Annotated in this window: 7 protein-coding genes; 5 read left to right on the forward strand and 2 right to left on the reverse strand. The window is 75.1% G+C overall.

Annotated features, from left to right (window positions below):
* Positions 1-4 precede the first annotated feature (4 nt).
* Positions 5-2,071 carry an iron ABC transporter permease gene (locus ACIQKA_RS04330; RefSeq protein ID WP_402539920.1) on the forward strand — a complete coding sequence of 689 codons (2,067 nt, stop codon included), beginning with the start codon at positions 5-7 and terminating at the stop codon, positions 2,069-2,071.
* Positions 2,072-2,144: 73 nt separating this feature from the next.
* Here the strand turns inward: ACIQKA_RS04330 and ACIQKA_RS04335 are convergent, their stop codons facing one another.
* Together ACIQKA_RS04335 and ACIQKA_RS04340 are read right to left on the reverse strand one after the other, a co-directional pair.
* Positions 2,145-2,837, reverse strand: coding sequence for a winged helix DNA-binding protein (locus ACIQKA_RS04335; RefSeq protein WP_402539922.1), 693 nt, complete (start codon positions 2,835-2,837; stop codon positions 2,145-2,147).
* Positions 2,838-2,987: 150 nt separating this feature from the next.
* Positions 2,988-3,935, reverse strand: coding sequence for a methionyl-tRNA formyltransferase (locus tag ACIQKA_RS04340; protein WP_383150746.1), 948 nt, complete (start codon positions 3,933-3,935; stop codon positions 2,988-2,990).
* Positions 3,936-4,200: 265 nt separating this feature from the next.
* Here ACIQKA_RS04340 and ACIQKA_RS04345 point away from each other — a divergent pair, with 265 nt between their 5' ends.
* The 4 genes from ACIQKA_RS04345 (at position 4,201) to ACIQKA_RS04360 (ending at position 21,354) form a co-directional block, all read left to right on the forward strand.
* A complete protein-coding gene (locus ACIQKA_RS04345; RefSeq protein ID WP_402539924.1) occupies positions 4,201-5,553 on the forward strand; it encodes a lysine N(6)-hydroxylase/L-ornithine N(5)-oxygenase family protein in 1,353 nt (450 codons plus the stop codon).
* Positions 5,554-5,699: 146 nt separating this feature from the next.
* Positions 5,700-6,755 carry an iron-siderophore ABC transporter substrate-binding protein gene (locus ACIQKA_RS04350; RefSeq protein ID WP_402539926.1) on the forward strand — a complete coding sequence of 352 codons (1,056 nt, stop codon included), beginning with the start codon at positions 5,700-5,702 and terminating at the stop codon, positions 6,753-6,755.
* A gap of 137 nt (positions 6,756-6,892) precedes the next feature.
* Positions 6,893-21,148 (forward strand): amino acid adenylation domain-containing protein, encoded by a 14,256-nt coding sequence (locus ACIQKA_RS04355; protein WP_402539928.1) that lies wholly within the window; start codon positions 6,893-6,895, stop codon positions 21,146-21,148.
* Positions 21,145-21,354: an MbtH family protein gene (locus tag ACIQKA_RS04360; protein WP_402539930.1), complete on the forward strand. Its 210-nt coding sequence runs from the start codon at positions 21,145-21,147 to the stop codon at positions 21,352-21,354. Before ACIQKA_RS04355 ends, ACIQKA_RS04360 begins: the two co-directional genes overlap by 4 nt.
* The last annotated feature ends 17 nt before the right edge of the window (positions 21,355-21,371 follow it).

A 21,371-nucleotide genomic window follows, 5' to 3' on the forward strand; every position in this document is an offset into this window, starting at 1 on the left:
CACCATGGCCGTCACCGCAACCACCCCCTCCACCCGTCCGACGACGGTCACGTCCCGGAGGAGCGCGGCCGCGGTGACGGCCGCACTGGCCCTCCTCGTGGCGGGCCTCGCCCTCGTCGACGTCACCCAGGGCACCGCCGCCGTCGGCGGCGCCGAGGTCTGGAAGGCCCTCACCGGCCGGGCCGACCCCACCGACGCGTCCGTCGTCGTCTCCTCCCGGCTGCCCCGGGCCGTCGCCGGACTCCTCGTCGGGGCCGCCCTCGGCATGGCGGGCTCCGCCCTCCAGGCCGTCAGCCGCAACGTCATCGCCTCGCCGGACACCCTCGCGGTCAACGCCGGCTCCTACCTGGCGCTCGGCCTCGCCGCCGTCACCGGCGTCTCGCTGCCGCTCTTCGCCACCTCCGGGGTCGCCTTCGCCGGCGGCCTGGCCGCGGCCGCCGTCGTCCTCGGCCTCTCCGGCCTCGGCGCGGGCACCGTCCGGCTCGTCCTCGCCGGAAGCGCCCTCACCCTCGGCCTCACCGCCGTCACCGAGGGCCTGCTCCTGCTCTTCCCCGAGGAGACCGAGGGCCTCTACCAGTGGAACCAGGGCAGCATCTCGCAGAACGGCTTCGACGCCGTCCTGCAGATGGCGCCCGTCGCCCTCGCCGCCCTCGCCGGACTGATCCTGCTCGCCCGCCGGGTCGACGCCCTGGCCCTCGGCGACGACGCGGCCCGCGGCCTCGGCGTCCCCGTCCGCTCCACCCGGGTCACGGCCGTCGTCCTCGCCGCGCTCCTCTCGGCCGCCGCGGTCACGCTCGCCGGACCGATCGGCTTCGTCGGCCTGTGCGCCCCCGCGCTCGTCCGCGGCCTGGCCCGCCGGGCCCAGCGGCTCCACCGCTCCCGCGCGGGCCTGCCGGTCGCGGGCCTCACCGGCGCCGCCCTCGTCCTCGGCTCGGACGTGCTGCTGCGGGCCGTCATCCCCGCGGACGTCGCCGTCGCCGTGCCGACCGGCATCGTCACCAGCCTCGTCGGCGCCGTCTTCCTGATCGCGATGGCCGTCAGGGTGAAGGACACCGCCGGAACCACGCCGGTGGAGAAGCTGCGCATCAGGAGCCGGACCGTCTTCCTCGTCACCACCGGCGCGCTCGTCGCGCTGGTCGTCGGCGTGCTCGTCGCGAGCGTGCTGCTCGGCGACTCCAAGCTGCTCCTGGGCGACGTCGTGAACTGGGCCCAGGGCCGGGCGGGCCGGACCGTCACCTTCGTGCTCGACACCCGGGTGCCCCGGGTCGTCGCGGCGCTCCTCGCGGGCGCGGCCCTCGCCCTGTCCGGCACGCTCGTCCAGGCCGTGACCCGCAACCCGCTCGCGGAGCCCGGCATCCTCGGCGTCTCCCACGGCGCCGCGCTCGGCGCCGTCCTCCTCGTCACCACGGTGCCGCTGGCCGGCTCGTGGAGCGTGGCCGGCGCCGCGTTCGCGGGCGCCGCCGTCAGCTCGGTCCTGGTCTTCGGCCTCGCCGCGCGCGGCGGGTTCCAGCAGAACCGGCTCGTGCTCGTCGGCTTCGGCGCGGCCACCGCGAGCGCCGCCCTCATCAGCCTGCTCATCGTCCTCACCGACCCGTTCAACGCGGCGAAGGCGCTCACCTGGCTGTCGGGCTCCACCTACGGGCGGACCTTCCCCGACTCGGTGCCCCTCGCCGTGGTCCTGACGGCGGGTCTGGTCGTCGCCGTCCTGCGGCGCGCGGAGCTCGACCTCGTCTCGCTCGACGAGGACACCCCCCGGCTCCTCGGGCTCGACCTCGGCCGCGGGCGCCTGGGCTTCCTCCTGCTGAGCGTCCTGCTCAGCGCCACCGCCGTGGCCGCCGCCGGCACGATCGGCTTCGTCGGGCTCGTCGCCCCGCACGCCGCCCGCGCCCTGGTGGGCCGCCGGCACGCGCGCGTGGTCCCGGTGGCGGTGCTCCTCGGCGCGGTGCTCGTCTGCACCGCGGACCTGGTGGGCCGGACGGTGATCGCACCGGCCCAGCTCGGCGCCGGCATGATGACGGCCGTCATCGGCACGCCGTACTTCCTCCACCTGCTCGTCCGCAGCCGCCGCTGAGGACCGCCGGATCCTTCCGGGTCTTCCGGGTCTTCCCGGGGCCTTCCGGGTGAGGACGGCCGCGCGCCCCGCGTCAGGGGCGGGCGGCCGTTCTCGCTCCCGCCTCCAGATGGGTGTGCACGCGGCGCAGCAGCGAGGAGAGGAGCCGGCGCTCCTCCGCGTCGAGGGGGGCGAGGACCTCGTCGTCCGCCGAGACGATGTCCGCGCCGAGCTGGGCCAGGGCGGACCCGCCCTCGGGGGTCAGCCGCACCACGACCCGGCGCCGGTCCTCCGGGTCCCGGGCGCAGTCCACGTACCCCGTCTTGACCAGGTCGTTGACGATCCGCACCAGGTCGCTGGCGTTCATGTCGAGCCGCGCCGCGAGGACGGTCTTCATCTGGGGGCCGAGGTCGGAGAGGAGGGCGAGCACGGTGAGGTGCCAGAGCCTTAACCCCCGTGCGGTCAGGCGGTCCTGGAGCCTGCGCCGCGCCGCCTTGCCGAGCGCGTACATCAGGTACGCGTTGAGGCCGAGCACGCTGGGCGGCGTCATGCTCATGGACGGGGGCCCGGCGGCCGGGCGGTCCGCGCCGGTCGCCGGGCCCGAGGCCCCGGCGACGGCGGCGCCGGCCACGGCGGTGGCGGGCGGGGAGCCGAGGAGCGCCAGGTCGGCGCCCGCCAGGCCCTTGAGCACCTGCGCCCAGTCGGTCGGCATGTTCGATACGCCGACGACGGCGAACCGCGCGCCGCTCGGGTCGTGTGCGGTGCCGGAGAAGACCCGTTGCTCCATCGCTGTTCCTCGCTGTCCACGTGCCGCATGCGACGGCCCGAACCACCGCACGGGCCACCCTGGTTAGGTGAGCCTAACCTAATTTTCACCCACGATGCCGGTCCGCCCCGGGACCGTCCGGGGCGGACCGGCGCTCTCGGTGACCGCCCGTCAGGGGCGGGCGGTCAGATAGCCGCCCATGGAGGTGAAGTACTCCGTGGCGGGCAGTTCCCGGCCGTCCGCGGTGCGGACGCGGGTGATCGCGAGCCCGTGGTTGCGGCCGGTGCGGGCGTCGGCGCCGGCGACGATCACCACGCCCTCGCCCTCCCGGTAGAAGATCCGCCCGGGGGTGCCGCCGTAGCGGCCCTCGGAGACGACGGCGGAGACGACTTCGAGGCGCTCGCCCCGGTGGAAGGTGAACGCGCTGGGATACGGCGCGGACTGGGCGCGGACCAGCCGCTCCAGGACCTCGGCGGGCCAGGTCCAGTCGATCCGGACGTCCTCCTCGGCCCGCTTGTGGAAGAAGGTGGCCTGCGACCGGTCCTGCGGGGTGAAGTCCGTGCGCCCCGAGGCGATCAGGTCGAGCGCGCCGACGGTGACCGGCCCGATGAGGTCGACGGTCTTGTGGAAGAGGTCGGTGGCCGTGTCCCCCGGCCCGACCGCGACCGCGCGCTGAAGGACGATGTCGCCGGCGTCGAGCACCTCGTCCATCAGGTGGGCGGTGACGCCCACCTCGGTCTCGCCGTTGATGAGCGCCCAGATCAGGGGCGAGAAGCCGGCGTACTTGGGCAGCAGCGAGTCGTGGACGTTCAGCGTGCCGTGCCGGGGCAGCGCGTAGACGCGCGGCGGGATCCAGGTGCGCCAGTTGTTGGCCACGATGATGTCCGGATCGGCCTCCTTGAGGAGCTGGAACAGCTCCTCGTCGTCGGGCCGATTGCGGATGACCACGGGGACGCCGTGCTCCTCGGCGAGATCGGCGACGGAGTCGCTCCAGATCTTCTCGTAGGCGTGCTCGCTCTTCGGATGGGTCACCACCGTCACCACGTCGTGCTCGGAGTCCAGGAGCGCCTGCAGGGTGCGATGGCCCCAGGTCTGATAACCGAACATGACGACCCGCATGGGCAAGTTCCTCCTCGGGAGAGCAGTAGATCAGCCGAAAGTAAAGCAAGGCTAACCTAAGGATGCAACAGGGCGTGTTTATCGGCCAGTTGACCGGCTCGACGTGGCTCATGTCCGATTCATCCCGTCGACAGCCCAGGCGGATCAGGTTAGCTTTACCTAAGTTCGAATCGGTGATGCCCTGTCACCGGTGCGCCCGGACCCCGCCCTTCCCCACGCCTGACAGTGCGCCTGACAGGCGGCTGTCCCGCACGATGGGAGTGACATGTCTCAGGCTCTTCCTGATGACGCACCGCTGATCCACGACCTCATAGGAATAGGCTTCGGGCCGTCCAACGTGGCCATGGCGATCGCGCTCAGCGAGCACAACGCGAGCGTCGGAAGAGAAAACACGGTCACCGCCCACTTCTTCGAGCGGCAGCCCCGCTTCGGCTGGCACCGCGGCATGCTCATCGACGACGCGACCATGCAGGTCTCCTTCCTCAAGGACCTGGTGACCCTGCGGAACCCGAGCAGCGAGTACACCTTCCTGCGCTACCTCCAGAGCAAGGGGCGGTTGATCGACTTCGTCAACCACAAGAACCTCTTCCCGCTGCGCGTCGAGTTCCACGACTACTTCGAGTGGGCGGCGGCCAAGGTCGACGACATGGTCTCCTACAGCCACGAGGTCGTCTCCGTGGAGCCCGTCGTCCGCGACGGCGTGATCGAGTACCTGGACGTGACCGCCCGCTCCGGCACCGAGACCGTGGTCCACCGGGCCCGCAACCTCGTCGTCGGCACCGGCCTGCGCCCGCTCATGCCCGAGGGCGTCGAGCGCGGCGAGCGCGTCTGGCACAACTCCGAACTCCTCGCCAGGGTCGACGGCCTCGAAGGCGCCGACCCCGCCCGCTTCGTCGTCGTCGGCGCCGGCCAGAGCGCCGCCGAGAACGTCGCCTACCTCCACCGCCGCTTCCCGGGCGCGGAGGTCTGCGCCGTCTTCTCGCGCTACGGCTACAGCCCCGCCGACGACAGCGGCTTCGCCAACCGGATCTTCGACCCCGCGGCGGTCGACGAGTACTACACGGCGCCCGACGACATCAAGCGCAAGCTGATGGAGTACCACGGCAACACCAACTACTCCGTGGTGGACATCGACCTCATCGACGACCTCTACCGCCAGGCGTACCAGGAGAAGGTCCTCGGCAACGAGCGGCTGCGCTTCATCAACGTGTCCCGCCTGACCGGGGTCGAGGAGGGGCCGGACGGCGTCCGCGCCACCGTCGCCAACCTCGTCACCGGCGAGGACAGCGTCATCGAGGCCGACGTCGTGGTCTTCGCCACCGGCTACCGGCAGGCCGACGGCCTCGGCCTCCTCGGCGAGGTCGCGGACCGCTGCCGCCGCGACGAACTCGGCCGCGTCCGCGTCGAACGCGACTACCGCGTCGCCGCCGACCCCGAACTGCGCTGCGGCATCTACCTCCAGGGCGGCACCGAGCACACCCACGGCATCACGTCGTCCCTGCTCTCCAACACCGCGATCAGGGTCGGCGAGATCCTTGAGTCGATCCTCGAACGGGGACCGGGAGACTCCTCCGACCCGGTCGGCCCGGTCGCCGGCGGCATCGGCACGCGCCGCTAGACCGCCGGACCGCACGGCCGCCGGGCCCCTCGCACGGACCAGGGGCGGCCTCCTCGCTCCACCCCCCACACCGCCGCGCACCACCGGCAGCTCCTCGTGCCGGGCGTGCGCGGCAGCACCGTGAAGTCCCCGTGAAAGGAACACACGTGTCCACTGGTACACGCCCCGCTCTGGCGCGGTTCGCCGGAAACGTCCCCCGCGCGGCCGTCGCCGCCGTCGCCGCGCTCGCTCTGGCCGCCTGTGGGAGCGGCACGGAGGAGACCGGGGGCGCCAAGCCGTCGGGCGAGCCGGGCGCGAGCACGTCGTCGGCCGGAGCCTTCCCGGTGACCGTCGAGCACAAGTACGGCAGCACGACGATCGACGCCGAACCGAAGAAGGTCGTCACGCTCGGCCTCTCCGACCAGGACGCGGTGCTCGCCCTGGGCGTCAAGCCGGTGGGCTCGGTGGACTGGTTCAAGGAGCAGCCGTACGGCAAGTGGCCGTGGACCAAGGACAAGTGGGGCTCGACCCCGCCCCGGATCGTCGGCGAGCGCGACGAGTACAACATCGAGAAGATCGCGGCGCTCGAGCCCGACCTGATCGTCGCGCAGTACTCGGGCATGAAGAAGGAGCAGTACGACACCCTCTCCAAGATCGCCAAGGTCGTCGCCCAGCCCAAGGAGCACCCCGACTACGGCGCCCCCTGGCAGGTCATGACCCGCCAGATCGGCAAGGCGCTCGGCAAGGGCCCCGAGACCGAGAAGCTGATCACCGACGTCGACGCCCGCTTCAGGGCCGTCCGCGAGAAGCACCCCGAGTGGGCCGGCAAGACCCTGACCGTCGCCGACAGCTTCGAGGCCGGCAAGTACTCGGCCTTCACCAGGACCGACCCCAAGGCGATCTTCTTCTCCGAGCTCGGCTTCACGCCGAAGCCCGAGATCGACACCCTCGCCAAGCCCGGCTGGAACGTCGCCGAGCTCAGCGCGGAGAAGCTGAACGTGCTCGACGCCGACCTCCTCGTCTGGGTCACCTCCAGCACCGAGGCCAACGACCGCATCAAGGCCGAGCCCCTCTACAAGAAGCTGAAGGTCAACCAGGAGAAGCGCGACCTGTTCGTGCCCTACCAGGACCCGGACATCGGCGCCGCCTTCTCCTTCAACACGGTCCTCTCGATCCCCTACGCGATCGACGAGATCGAGCCGCTCCTGACGGCCGTCAAGTAGCCGTCGACGGCCCCTCCGCGCCCCCCCGCCCGTCCGCCGCCGGCCCCACGGCCGGCCGGCGGACGGGCGGAGTGCGGACGGGCGGCCGCACCCCGCTCCACCCACCGACGCACCCCAGGGAAAGGCACCCTCGAACGATGTTTGACGTCGAGTCGGACCGGACGACCGCCGCCGGACTCCCCCTCACGGGCGGACAGTCCGGAATCTGGCTGGCCCAGCAGATCGAGCCGGACGGCTCGGCCTACAACATCGCCTTCGTCCTGAGACTCCGCGGAGACATCGACCCCGACCGCCTCGCGACCGCCGTCCGGCGGACCGTGGAGGAGGCGGAGAGCCTGCACGTCCGGATCACCGACGCCGACGGCGCCCCGCGCCAGGTCCCCACCCGCTTCCCCGTCGACGTGGCCCGCGTCGACCTGCGGGGCGAGGCCGACCCCGAAGGGGCCGCCCACCGCTGGATGGAGGCCGACCGCGACCGCCCCGCCGACCCGGCCGGCGGCCCGCTCTTCGCCCAGGCCCTCCTCCGGATCGCCGACGACCGGATCTGGTGGTACCAGCGCTACCACCACCTCCTCGTCGACGGCGCCGGCGCCGCCCTGATCACCCGCCGCGCCGGCGACCTCCACACCCTCGGCGACGCGGCCCCGGCCCCCGACTGGTCCCTCGCCCGGCTCGTCGCCGCCGACACCGCGTACACCTCCTCCGAGCAGCACGCGGCGGACCGCGCCTACTGGCGGGAGCGGACGGCCGACCGGCCCGAACCGGTCCGCCTCCTGCCGCGCGCCACCGCCCCCATGCGCCGCCGCGTCCGCGACACCACCCTCCTCGCCCCCGCGGCCGTCGCCCGGCTGCGCGCCAGCGCGGACGCCGCCGGCGTGCCGCTGTCCCGGCTCCTGCTCGCCGCCGTCGCCGCCCACCTGCACCGCGCCACCGGCGAACAGGACCTCGTCCTCGGCCTCCCCGTCACCGCCCGCCGCGACCCCGCCGTGCGGAACGTCCCCGGCATGGTCTCCAACATCCTGCCGCTGCGCGTCACCGTCCGCCCCGACACCACCGCCGCCCGGCTCCTGGACGACGTCGCCACGGGCGTCTCCGCCCTCCTCGCCCACAGCCGCTACCGCGCCGAGGACCTCGCCAGGGACCTCGGCCTGACCGACGGCGTGCGGGAACTCGTCGGCCCCACCGTCAACGTCCTGCCCCAGCCCGACGGGGTCCGCTTCGACGGGGCCGAGGCCGAGTTCGTCCCGCACTGGCTCGGCCCGATCGGCGACCTCACCCTCACCTTCGGGGACCCCGGCGCGAGCGGCGGCCTCCGGCTCCACCTCGACGCGGACGCCGACGTCTGCGACGAAGCGGCCCTCGCCGGGCACCGGCGGCACTTCCTCGCCGTCCTGGACGCCCTCGCCGGGGACCCCGGCCGGCCCGTCGGACACATCGAGCTGACCTCCGGCGAGGAACGCGCCCGGCTGCTCGGCGAGTTCGGCACGGCGCCCCGGCCCGCACCCGAGACCACCTGGCCCGCCGCCTTCGCGGAGCGGGTCCGCCTCGCCCCCGACGCCGTCGCCCTCGTCTGCGAGGACGAGGAGCTGACGTACGCCGGGCTGGACGCCGCCGCGAACCGCCTCGCCCGGCTCCTCGCCGCCCGGGGCGCGGGCCCCGAGGACGTCGTCGCCGTCGCCCTGCCCCGCTCCCCGGACCTGGTGATCGCGCTCCTCGCCGTCATGAAGGCCGGCGCCGCCTACCTGCCCCTGGACGCCGACCACCCCCAGGACCGCATCGCCTACATGCTGGAGGACGCCGACGCCCGCACGGTCGTCACCACCCGCGAACTGTCCGACGCGCTGCCCGACGCTCCCGGCGTCGCCCGCGTCCTGCTCGACGACCCGGCCACGGCCGCCGCACGCGACTCCCTCGACCCCTCGGACCCCGCCGTCCCCGTGACGCTCGACGGGGCCGCGTACGTCATCTACACCTCGGGCTCCACCGGCCGCCCCAAGGGCGTCGTGGTCTCCCACGACGGCGTCGGCAGCCTGATCGCCACCGCCACCGACCGCATCGGCGTCACCGCCGACAGCCGGATCGTGCAGTTCGCCTCCGCCGGCTTCGACGTCACCGTCTGGGACCTCGTCATGTCGCTGTGCGTCGGCGGCCGGGTGATCCTCGTCCCCGCCGAGCGCCGCGTCGCCGGACCGGCCCTCACGGACTACATCGCCCACCACCGCGCCACCCACATGATCCTGCCGCCCTCCCTCGTCTCCGCGCTGCCGCCGGAGTGCGACCTGCCCGACGGCTCCGTCCTCGTCGTCGGCACGGAGGCCGTGCCCGGCGAACTCATCGCCCGCTGGGCCGGGCGCGTCCGGGTCGTCGTCGCCTACGGCCTCACCGAGGCCACCGTCAACTCCACCCTCTGGCTCGCCGACGCCGACCGGCCCGGCCCCGCCCCCATCGGCCGCCCCGACCCCAACACCCGCGCCTACGTCCTCGACTCGGCCCTGCGGCCCGCCCCCGCCGGCGCCGAGGGCGAGCTGTACGTCGGCGGGCGCGGCCTCGCCCGCGGATACCTGGGCCAGCCCGGACTCACCTCGGAGCGCTTCGTCGCCGACCCGTACGCCGACGAGCCCGGCGCCCGCATGTACCGCACCGGCGACCGGGTCCGCTGGAGCGCCGACGGCAACCTGGAGTTCCTCGGCCGCGCCGACGGCCAGATCAAGATCCGCGGCCACCGCGTCGAACCCGGCGAGGTCGAGAGCGCCTTCATGGCCTGCCCCGGCATCGCCCAGGCCGCCGTCCTCGCCCGCGACGACCACCGCGGCGTCAAGCGCCTCGTCGGCTACCTCGTGGCCGGGACCGGCACGGACGCCGAAGCGGCCGACGCCGCCGTCGCCGCGGCCCGCGCCCGGATCGCCGCGACCCTCCCCGCCCCCATGGTCCCCTCCGCCCTCGTCCGCCTCGACGGGCCCCTGCCGCTCACCCCGAACGGCAAGCTCGACCGCCGCGCCCTGCCCGAGCCCCGCTGGACCGCGATGGCCGGCGACGACGCGCCCACCACCCCCGACGAGACCGCGCTCGCCGCGCTCTTCGCCGAGGTCCTCGGCCTGCCGTCGGTCGGCGTCCACGACAGCTTCTTCGAGCTGGGCGGCGACAGCATCGTCGCGATCCAGCTCGTCAACCGCGCCCGCGCCGCCGGCCTCGCGCTCACCCCGCGCGACGTCTTCCGGCTGCGCACGGTCGCGGCCCTCGCCGCGCACGCCGCCCCGGTCACCCCCGGACCCGCGCCGCTCCCGGCGAGCGCCCTCGACGAGGACGCCCTGCCCGTCTCGCCGCTCCAGGAGGGGTTCTTCTTCCACGCGGTGTACGACGAGGACGCCGACGACCTGTACGTGGTCCAGGAACTCCTCGACCTCGCGGACCCCGTCGACCCGGACCGGCTGCGCGCCGCCCTCCAACTGCTCCTCGACCGGCACCCGCTGCTGCGCGCCTCCTTCCGGCAGCTCCCCGGCGGCGAGGTCGTCCAGCGGCTCGCGGACCGCGCGGCCCTCCCGTGGCACGAGGCCGACACGGCCCGCACCGGCCTGGACGAGATCCTGCGGCAGGACCGCGCCCGGGGCTTCGACCCGGCCGAACCGCCGCTGCTGCGCGCCACCCTGGTCCGCGACGGACACCGCCACCGGCTCCTGCTCACCCTGCACCACATCGTCGCCGACGCCTGGTCCGTCACCGTCCTGCTGCGCGAACTGACCGCCGCGTACGCGGGGGAGGCCCTGCCCGGGCCCGCCGACCCGCGCCCCTACCTGGCCTGGCTGGCCACGCGCGACCGCGACGCCGCCCGTGACGCCTGGCGCGAAGCGCTGACCGGCCTGGAGGGCCCGACCCGGCTGCCCGACCTCTCCGGGACCCCCACCGGGGACGACAGGGCCGCCGGACACGGGACCGACGCCACCACCGGCGGCGCCGACGCGCCCCGCACCCGCACCGAGCGCGTCGACGTGCGCCTGCCCGAGGCGCTGACCGCCGAACTGACCGCCCGCGCCCGGCGCGAGGGCCTCACCCCGAGCACCGTCCTCAACGGCGCCTGGGCCCTCCTCCTCGGCGGCCTGACCGGCGCCCGGGACGTCGTCTTCGGCAGCACCGTCTCCGGCCGCACCACCGAGGTCGAGGGCCTGGACGCGGCCGTGGGCCTCTTCATCAACACCGTCCCCGTCCGGGTCCGGCTGCGCGCCGACGAACCCCTCGCCGCGCTGCTGCGGCGCGTCCAGGACGACCACGCGGCCCTCCTCGACCACCAGCACCTCGGCCTCGCCGACATCCAGCGGCTCGCGGGCGGCGGCGAACTCTTCGACACCCTCGTGGTGTTCGAGAACCACCCGGCAGGTCCGCCCGCCGCCACCCCGCTGGTCACCGGCACCGAGGTGCTCGACGCCGTCCACTACCCGCTCGCGCTCGTCGCCGAGCTCCGCGAGGGACACCTGTCGCTCCGCTTCACCCACGACCCGGACCGCCTCGACCGGCTGACCGTCGCCGTCGTCGCGCACCGCTTCGAGGCGCTGCTGCGCGCCTTCGCCACCGACCCCGGCCGCCCGACCGCCCGCGTCGCCCTCCTTTCCGACCGGGAGGAGGAGCGCCTCGCCGCGCTGAACGCCACCGACCACCCGCTCCCCGACCCGGACGCCACCCTCGCGTCCCTCTTCGCCGCGCGGGCCGCCCTGACCCCCGACGCGCCCGCCGTCGTGTACGGGGGCGCCACCCTCACGTACGCGGAACTCGACCGCCGCGCCGAGGCCCTCGCCCGGCGGCTGCGGGCCCGGGGCGCGGGCCCCGAGGAGTTCGTCGCCGTCGCGGTGCCCCGCTCGGCCGAGCTGATGGTCGCCCTCCTCGGCGTCCACAGGGCGGGCGCCGCCTACCTGCCCGTCGACCTCGACTACCCCGCCGACCGGGTCGCGTTCGTGCTCGCCGACTCCGGCGCGCGCACGGTCGTCACCACCGCCGAAGCCGCCGGCCGGCTGCCCGGCGTCCCGGGCCTCGACACCGTCCTCGTGGACCGGGAGGAGGAGGCCCCCGACGCGCCCCGCGCGGACGCGGGCCCCGACCACCCGGCCTACCTCATCTACACCTCCGGCTCCACCGGCCGCCCCAAGGGCGTCGCCGTCACCCACCGGGCGATCGTCAACCGCCTCGCCTGGATGCAGGGGGAGTACGGGCTGACCGCCGACGACCGGGTCCTCCAGAAGACCCCGGCCGGCTTCGACGTGTCCGTGTGGGAGTTCTTCTGGGCCCTGACCGAGGGCGCCGCCGTCGTCCTCGCCCGCCCCGACGGCCACCGCGACCCCGGCTACCTGGCCGAACTGATCCGCGCCGAGCGGATCACCACCCTGCACTTCGTCCCCTCGATGCTGGCCGCCTTCGTCCAGGCCCTGGAGGCCGCGCCCGCCGGCCCCGCCTGGGCGGCGCCCCTGCGCAGGGCGTTCTGCAGCGGCGAGGCGCTCAGCGGCCCCGACGCCCGCCGCTGGGCGGAGCTGACCTCCCGGCCCGGCCGGGGACCCGTACCGCTGCACAACCTGTACGGGCCCACCGAGGCCGCCGTCGACGTCACGCACTTCCCGTACGAGGGCGCCGACGAGCCCGCCGTCCCGATCGGCCGGCCCGTCTGGAACACCCGCCTGCACGTGCTCGACTCCTTCCTGCGGCCCGTCCCGGACGGCGTGCCCGGCGAGCTGTACCTCGCCGGGGTCCAGCTGGCGCGCGGCTACCACGGGCGGCACGCCCTGACCGCCGAGCGGTTCGTCGCCGACCCCTTCGGGGCGCCCGGCAGCCGCATGTACCGCACCGGCGACCTCGTCCGCCGCCGGGCCGACGGCGCCGTCGAGTACCTCGGCCGCACCGACCGGCAGGTCAAGATCCGGGGCAACCGCGTCGAACCCGGCGAGATCGAGACCGTCCTCGCCGGACTGCCCGGCGTGGCCCGCGCCGCCGTGGTCGTCCGCGACGGCGCCCTCGTCGGCTACGCGGTGCCCGCCCCCGGCGCGCCCGCGCCGGACGCCGACGCCCTGCGCGACGCCCTCGCCGAAGCCCTGCCCGCCCCCCTGGTGCCGAGCGCCGTCGTCGTCCTCGACGCGCTGCCCCTGACGCCCAGCGGCAAGCTCGACCAGAACGCCCTGCCCGCGCCGTCCACCGCCCCCCGGGCCGGCGGACGCGCGCCCCGCGACGCCCGCGAACGCGCCCTGTGCGAGGTCTTCACCACCGTCCTCGGCGTTCCCGGCATCGCCGCCGACGACGACTTCTTCGTCCTCGGCGGCGACAGCCTCACCTCGATCGCCGTCGCGACCGGGGCCCGCGAGAGGGGACTGACGATCAGCCCGCGCGACGTGTTCCGGCACCGCACGCCCGCCGCGCTCGCGGCGGCGGCACCGGCCGAGCCCGCGCCCGGACCCCGCGAGAGCACCGGGGCCCCCGCCGTCACGGTCTCCGCCACCGACGCCGGACAGGCCGCCGCCGCGCTCCAGGCCGTTCTGGCCCAGCAGGGACTGGCGGGCGCGGCCGTCGACCCCGCCCTCAAGGCCCTCCTCGACCAGCTCACCGCCGCCGCGCCCCCTGAGGAGCCGCAGGCACCGGCCGCCCCCCTCGGCGGCCTGGAGCTGACCGACGAGGAGACCGCCCGCGTCGCCGAGGCCGCAGCGGGACTGCCGGTCGCCGACGTCTGGCCGCTCTCCCCGCTCCAGGAGGGCATGTACTTCCACGCCACCTACGACGCCGGGGACGCCCTCGACGTCTACCTGTCGCAGGAGACCCTGGACCTCGACCACCGCCTCGACGCCGACCGGCTGCGCGCCGCCTGCCGGACGCTCCTCGACCGCAACGAGGGACTGCGCGCCGGGTTCACCGGCGACGGCCTGCCCCGGCCCGTCCAGTTCGTCGTCGACGGCGCCGAGATCCCGCTGACCGAGACCGACCTGAGCGCGCTGCCCGCCGACGAGCGGCACGCACGCGTGGAGGAGATCCTCGCGGCCGACCGCCGGCGGCGCTTCGGCCTGTCGGCCCCGCCGCTCTGCCGCCTCCACCTGATCCGCCTCCCCGAAGGCCGCGACCGGCTCGTCGTCACCCACCACCTCATCCTGTGGGACGGCTGGTCCGCCTGGCTCTTCCTGGAGGAGCTGTTCACCCTGTACGAGAACGGCGGCGACCCCACCGGGCTGCCCGCCCCCGGCTCGTACCGCGACTACCTCGCCTGGCTGGACGGCCAGGACACCGCCGAGGCCGTCGACGCCTGGCGCGACGCCCTCGCCGGCTTCGACGAACCGACCCTGGTCGCCCCGACCGGCCGCGACGCCGGCCCGGTCATCCCGGCCGACTTCGACGCGGTCCTGACGGAGCGCACGAGCGACCGGCTGCGCGCCGCCGCCCGCCGCCACGGCCTCACCCCGAACACGGTCCTCAACGCCGCCTGGGGCCTGGTCCTCTCCGCCGCCACCGGCCGCGGCGACGTCGCCTTCGGCACGGCGGTCGCCGGCCGCCCCGCCGACCTGCCGAACGCCGCCGGGATCATCGGCATGTTCCTCAACACCGTCCCGGCCCGGACCGCGTTCGCCCCCGACGAGCCGCTGCTCGACCTGCTGCGCCGCCTCCAGACCGAGCGGGCCGCCGTCATGCCGTACGAGCACGTCGGCCTCGGCGCCCTCCAGCGGGAGACCGGCCACCGCCGCCTCTTCGACACCCTCTTCGTGCTGCGCTCCGCCGACGGCGAGGACCGGGCCGCCGAACTCCGGCGCCGGCACGGCATCACCGGCGTGTCCAACGTCGACGGCACCCACTTCCCGCTGACCCTGATCGTCACCCCCGGCACCCGGATCCGGGTCACCCTCGCGGCCCGCCCCGACCTGTTCGACGCCGAGGCCGCCACCACGGTCCTCGACCGGTTCACGACCGTCCTGGAACGGCTCGCGGACCTCCTCGACGGACCCGGCGCCGCCACCGTCCGCACCGCCGCCGTCGACCTGCTGCTCCCGGCCGAGCGCGCCGCCCTGACGGCCGGGCACGCCGCCGGACGCGACCCCGTGCCCGACGAGACCGTCGCCGACCTGCTCGCGGCCCAGGTCGCCCGCACCCCCGACGACACCGCCCTGGTCTTCGGCGAGAGCTCCCTCACCTACGCCGAACTCGACGCCCGCGTCAACCGGACGGCCCGGCTGCTGCTGGCCGCCGGTGCCGGCCCGGAGCGCACGGTGGCCCTGGCGCTGCCCCGCTCCCTCGACATGGTCGTCGCCCTCTTCGCCGTCCTGCGCACCGGCGCCGCCTACCTGCCGCTCGACCTGGACCACCCGGCCGACCGGCTGCGCCTGATGGTCGAGGACACCGGGCCGCTGTGCCTGCTCACCACCCTCGCCGTGGCCCCGACGCTGCGCGGCGAGACGGGCCCGCTCGCCCCCGAGATCGCCTTGGACGACCCGGACGTCGCCTTCGAGCTGAGCGCCCTGTCCGGCGCAGGGATCACCGACGCCGAACGCCCCGCCTTCGCGCGCGGGACCCCCGGCCGCCTGGAGCACCCGGCGTACGTCATCTACACCTCCGGCTCCACCGGCCGCCCCAAGGGCGTCGTCACCCCCTACCGGGGCCTGACGAACATGCAGCTCAACCACCAGGAGGAGATCTTCGCCCCGGCCGTCGCCTCGGCCGGCGGACGGCGCCTGCGCATCGCGCACACCGTCTCCTTCGCCTTCGACATGTCCTGGGAGGAGCTGCTCTGGCTCGTCGAGGGCCACGAGGTCCACGTCTGCGACGAGGAGCTGCGCCGCGACGCCGAGGCCCTGGTCGCCTACTGCGACCGGCACCGGGTCGACGTCGTCAACGTGACCCCCACCTACGCCCAGCTCCTCGTCGAGGAGGGCCTGCTCGACCACGACGAGGCGGCCGGGAAGCACCGGCCCGCGCTGGTCCTGCTCGGCGGCGAGGCCGTCTCCGACACGGTGTGGAACCGGCTGCGGGACACCGACGGCTGCTACGGCTACAACCTGTACGGGCCGACCGAGTACACCATCAACACCCTCGGCGGCTCGACGGCCGACAGCGCGACCCCGACGGTCGGCCGGCCCATCCGCAACACCCGCGCCCACGTCCTCGACGCCATGCTCCGCCCCGTCCCGCCGGGCTGCCCCGGCGAGCTGTACATCGCGGGCACCGGACTGGCCCGCGGCTACCACGACCGCCCCGGCCTCACCGCCGAGCGCTTCGTCGCGGACCCCTTCGGGGAGCCCGGCGAGCGGATGTACCGCACCGGCGACCTCGTGCGGCAGCGGCCCGACGGCCTCCTCGACTTCCTCGGCCGCACCGACGACCAGGTCAAGATCCGCGGCTACCGCGTCGAACTCGGCGAGATCGCCACGGCCCTGTCCGAACACCCCGGGGTCGCCCACGCGGCGGTCGTCGTCAACACCGACACCGGCACGAAGCGCCTGGTCGGCTACTACGCGCCGGAGGAGGACGCCCCCGACCCGCAGGCGCTCCGCGCCCACCTTAAGACCGCCCTGCCCGACTACATGGTCCCAGCCGCGCTCGTCGCCGTGGACACCCTGCCGCTGACCGTCAACGGCAAGCTCGACGTCCGCGCCCTGCCCGCCCCCGACCTCGCCCGCGCCGGCGGAACCGGCCGCGCCCCGCGCACCCCGCGCGAGGAGACCCTCCGGGACCTCTTCGCGGACGCCCTCGGACTGCCCGGGGAGGCCGTCGGCATCGACGACGACTTCTTCGACCTCGGCGGCCACTCGCTCCTCGCCACCCGCCTGGTCAGCCGCGCCCGCACCGCGCTCGCCGCCGAACTCGCCATCCGCGACCTGTTCGAGGCCCCCACGGTCGCCGAGCTGATCGAGCGCGTCGACCGCGCCGAGGGCCCCGCCCGGCCCGCCCTCACTGCGGTCGAGCGCCCCGACGAGCTGCCGCTCTCCCACGCCCAGCAGCGCCTCTGGGTCGTCCAGCGGATCGATTCCGGCTCCGCCGCCTACAACTTCCCGCTGGTCCTGCGGCTGCGCGGCCCCCTCGACGCCGACGCCTGGGAGGCCGCCCTGGCCGACGTCACGGCCCGGCACGAGGCCCTGCGCACCGTGTTCGCGGAGCGCGACGGCCGGGTGTTCCAGCGGGTGCTGCCCGCCGGGGAGGCGCGGCCCGCCGTCGAGCGGCTCACCGCCACCGAGGACGCGCTGCCCGGCCTGGTCGACACGGCCGTCAACCGGCCCTTCGACCTCGCCGCCGAACTCCCGCTGCGCGCCGCGCTCGTGGAGCTCGGCCCCGAGGACCACGCCGCGATCCTGCTGCTCCACCACATCACCACCGACGAGTGGTCCGACCGCCCCTTCCTCCGCGACCTCGCCACCGCCTACGCGGCCCGGACCGCCGGCACGGCACCGGAGTGGGAGCCGCTGCCCGTCCAGTACGCCGACTACGCCCTGTGGCAGCAGCGCCTCCTCGGCGACCCCGCCGACCCGGACAGCCGGGCCGCCCGGCAGCTGGAGCACTGGCGCACTGCCCTGGACGGCGCCCCCGAGGAACTGGAACTGCCCACGGACCGGCCGCGCCCGGCCCGCCCCGCCTTCACCGGCGCCGAAGTCGACGTCGTCTTCGACGCCGACGTCCACGAGGGCCTGAGGCGGCTCGCCCGGGAGACCGGCGCCACCATGTTCATGGTGGTGCACGCCGCCGTGGCCGCCCTCCTCCACCGCTTGGGCGCCGGCACCGACATCCCCCTCGGCGCGCCCATCGCGGGCCGGGGCGACGAGGCCCTGGACGACCTCGTGGGCTTCTTCGTCAACACCCTGGTGCTCCGCACCGACCTGAGCGGCGACCCGAGCTTCACCGAGCTCCTCGCCCGGGTCAGGGAGACCGACCTCGCCGCGTTCTCGCACGCGGACGTGCCCTTCGAGGCGGTGGTGGAGAAGCTCAACCCGACCCGGTCGCTCTCCCGCAACCCCCTCTTCCAGGTGATGGTCGGCCACCACGCCCGCACCGGGGACGCCCTCGCACTGCCCGGCCTGACCGCCGCGTACCTGCCCTTCCGCATCCGCTCGGCCAAGTTCGACCTGGTGTTCTCCTTCACCGAGCACACCCCAGCCGACGGCGGCCCCGGCTCCCTCGGCTGCCGCCTGGAGTTCGCCGCGGAGCTCTTCGACCGGGAGACCGCCGAGCGGATCGGGGAGCGCCTGCGGACCCTCGTCGCGGCCCTGGTCGCCGCGCCCGAACGGCCCGTCTCCCGGGCCGAGATCCTGGACGGCGCCGAACGGCACCTGGTCCTGGAGGAGTTCAACGCCACGGCCCGCGCGGTCGACGAGGAGACCTTCCCGGCCCTCTTCGCCCGGCGGCGCGCCGAGCGTCCCGACGCGGTCGCCGTCGTGGAGCGCTCCCGCTCCGTGACGTACGCCGAACTCGACGCCCGCGCCGACCGCGTCGCCGCCCTCCTGGCCGCCCGGGGCGTCGGACCCGAGAGCGTCGTCGGCGTGGCCGTGCCCCGCTCGGTCGACACGGTCGCCACGGTCCTCGCCGCCATGAAGCTGGGCGCCGCGTTCCTGCCGCTCGACCCGGTCCACCCGGCCGACCGCCTCGCGTACATGATCGAGGACTCCCGCGCGGCCCTGATCGTCGGCACCGAACCGGTCGCGGGCAAGATCCCCGAGGTGCCCGGCGTACCGGTGCTGCTGCTCGACGGACCGTCGGCCGCCGCCCCGCGCGACCTGCCGGACGCCCCGCTCGGCAGCGGACCCGCCGTCCTGGACACGGCCGCGTACGTCATCTACACCTCCGGCTCCACCGGCCGCCCCAAGGGCGTCGTCGTCCCCCACGAGGGGATCGCCAGCCTGGTCGCCACCGCCGTCGACCGGATGGGCCTGGAACGCGACAGCCGCGTCCTGCAGTTCGCCTCCGTCGGCTTCGACGTCTTCGTCTTCGAACTGGCCATGGCCCTCTGCCACGGCGGCCGGCTCGTCCTGATCACCGACGAGGCCCGGGTCGCGGGCCCCGCCCTCACCGACTTCCTCGCCGACCAGCGGATCACCCACATGATCCTGCCGCCGTCCCTCGTCTCCGCGCTGCCGCCCGGCTGCGCCCTGCCCGAGGGGTCGACCGTCCTCGTCGGCACCGAGACCGTGCCGCCGGACCTCTTCGAGCGCTTCGGCACCACCGCCCACCTGATCTGCGCGTACGGGCTGACCGAGGCGACCGTCAACTCCACCCTGTGGCCCGCCCGCGAGCACCCGGGCCGCCCGTCCGGCCGGGTCCCCATCGGCCGGCCCGACCCCAACACCCGCTGCTACGTCCTCGACGAGCGCCTCGCGCCGGTCCCGCCCGGCGTCGCGGGCGAGCTGTACGTCTCCGGACGCGGCCTCGCGCGCGGCTACCTCGGCAAGCCCGGACTGACCTCGGAGCGGTTCGTGGCCGACCCGTACGGCCCGCCCGGCAGCCGCATGTACCGGACCGGAGACCGCGCCCGCTGGCGCGCCGACGGCAACGTCGACTTCCTCGGCCGCGTCGACACCCAGGTGAAGGTGCGGGGCTTCCGCATCGAACTCGGCGAGATCGAGGCGGCGCTCGCCTCCCACCCGTCGGTGTCCCAGGCCGCCGTGGTGCCCGACCGCGACGGCGACATCGTGCGCCTGGTCGGCTACGCCGTGCCGGAGGCGGGGGAGCGGGAGCCCGACCCGCAGGAGCTGCGCGCCCACACGGCCGGCCTCCTGCCGGAGTACATGGTCCCGGCGCTCGTCGTCGCGCTCGACGGACCGCTGCCCCTCACGCCCAACGGCAAGCTCGACCGGAAGGCGCTGCCCGCGCCGGACTGGGCCGCCATGACCGGCGACACCCGCCCGGCGAACGAGACGCAGGAGAGGCTCGCCGGACTGTTCCGCGAGATCCTCCGCCTCGACCGGGTCGGCGTCCACGACAACTTCTTCGCGCTCGGCGGCCACTCCATGGCCTCGATGCGGCTCCTGGGCCGCATCCGCGCCGAGTTCGGGGTGGAGCTCAGCATCCGCGACGTCTTCGACGCCCTCACGGTCGCCGGCCTGGAGGCCAAGCTGAAGGGCGCCGCCGCGGCCCGCCCGGCGCTCCTGCCCGCCGCGGCCCCCGGGAGGCCCCGGCCCGCCGCGCCCGTCCAGCGCCTCCAGTGGGACGCGTCCCGCCGCGTCCCCGCCTTCGACCACGCCCTGGTCCTCCGCTCGCCCGGCGGACTGGACGCGGACGCCCTGGCGGCCGCGCTCGCCGACGTGGCGGCCCGCCACGAGCCGCTGCGCACCGCCTTCGCCGAACGCGACGGCGTCCTGCACCTCGTCGACGCCGCACCGCCCGCCCTGGTGCGGGAGGAGAGCGCCGACCCGGAGGCCCGCCTGCGGGAACTGGCCGGGGGAGCCCCCGCGCCGGACCGCGGGGCACCGCTGCGGGCCCACCTCCTGACCGGCCCCGACGGACGGCAGTCGCTGCTCCTGACCCTGCACTACCTGGCCGTCGACGAATGGTCGGTCGTCCCGCTCTTCCGCGACCTGACGTCCGCCTACACGGCCCGCACGCAGGGCCGGGCGCCCGACTGGGAGCCGCTGCCCGTCTCGTACACGGACTACGCCCGCTGGGCCCGCGAGGTCCTCGGCGACCCCGGCGACCCGGACAGCAGGGCGGCCCGCCAGCTCGCGTACTGGCGGCAGGCCCTGAAGGACGCGCCGGCCGCGCTCGCCCTCCCCGCCGACGGCCCGCGCGCCTCCGGGCCCGGCGCGGACCACATCGGCTTCGTCCTGGACGAGAAGCTGCACGCGTCCGTCGACGAGCTGGCCCGGGCGACCGGCACCAGCATGTTCATGGTCCTGCACTCCGCCCTGGCCGCCCTGCTCACCGCCCACGGCGCGGGCACCGACCTGCCGCTCGGCACGATGGTCGCGGGGCGCACGGACGACCGGCTCGCGGACCTCGTGGGCTGCTTCTTCAACACGCTCGTCCTGCGCACCGACACGGCCGGGGACCCCACCTTCGCCGAACTGCTCTCCCGGGTCCGGGAGACCACCCTGAGCGCCCTCGACCGCCAGGAGGTCCCCTTCGAGGAGGTGGCCCGCGCGGCCGGGCTGCCCCCGGAGGGCCCGCAGGTCATGGTGATCCACCACGAACAGGCGGACCTCGACCGCCTGGAGGGCGGCGTCGGCTCCCTCGACGCCGTGCCGACCGGCTCCACGCGGGCCCGGCTGACCCTCAGCTTCTACGAGCCGCTGGGCGAGGGCCCGGTCCACTGCGGCCTCATCCACGCGACCGACCTGTTCGGCGCCGCCAAGGCGCGGCGGCTCGCCGACGAACTCCAGTGCCTGCTGCGCGCCGTGGTCACCGACCCGGAGCAGCCGCTCTCGGAGCTGTTCACCGCCATGTCCACGAGGAGTGACGACGCATGACCACCAACCCGTTCGAGGACCCGCCGGGCCGTTTCCTGGTCCTGGTCGACGAGGAGGGCCGGCACTCGCTGTGGCCGTCCTTCGCGGAGGCGCCGGCCTGCTGGCGCACCGTCTTCGGCGAGGACACCCGGGACGCCTGCGTGGAGTACGTGGAGACCCACTGGACCGACCTGCGCCCGGCGAGCCTGGCGGCCGGGCGGGGCTGAGCCCCGGAAACGGGTGA

It is taken from the genome of Streptomyces sp. NPDC092045 (assembly GCF_044756005.1).
Lineage (GTDB): Bacteria > Actinomycetota > Actinomycetes > Streptomycetales > Streptomycetaceae > Streptomyces.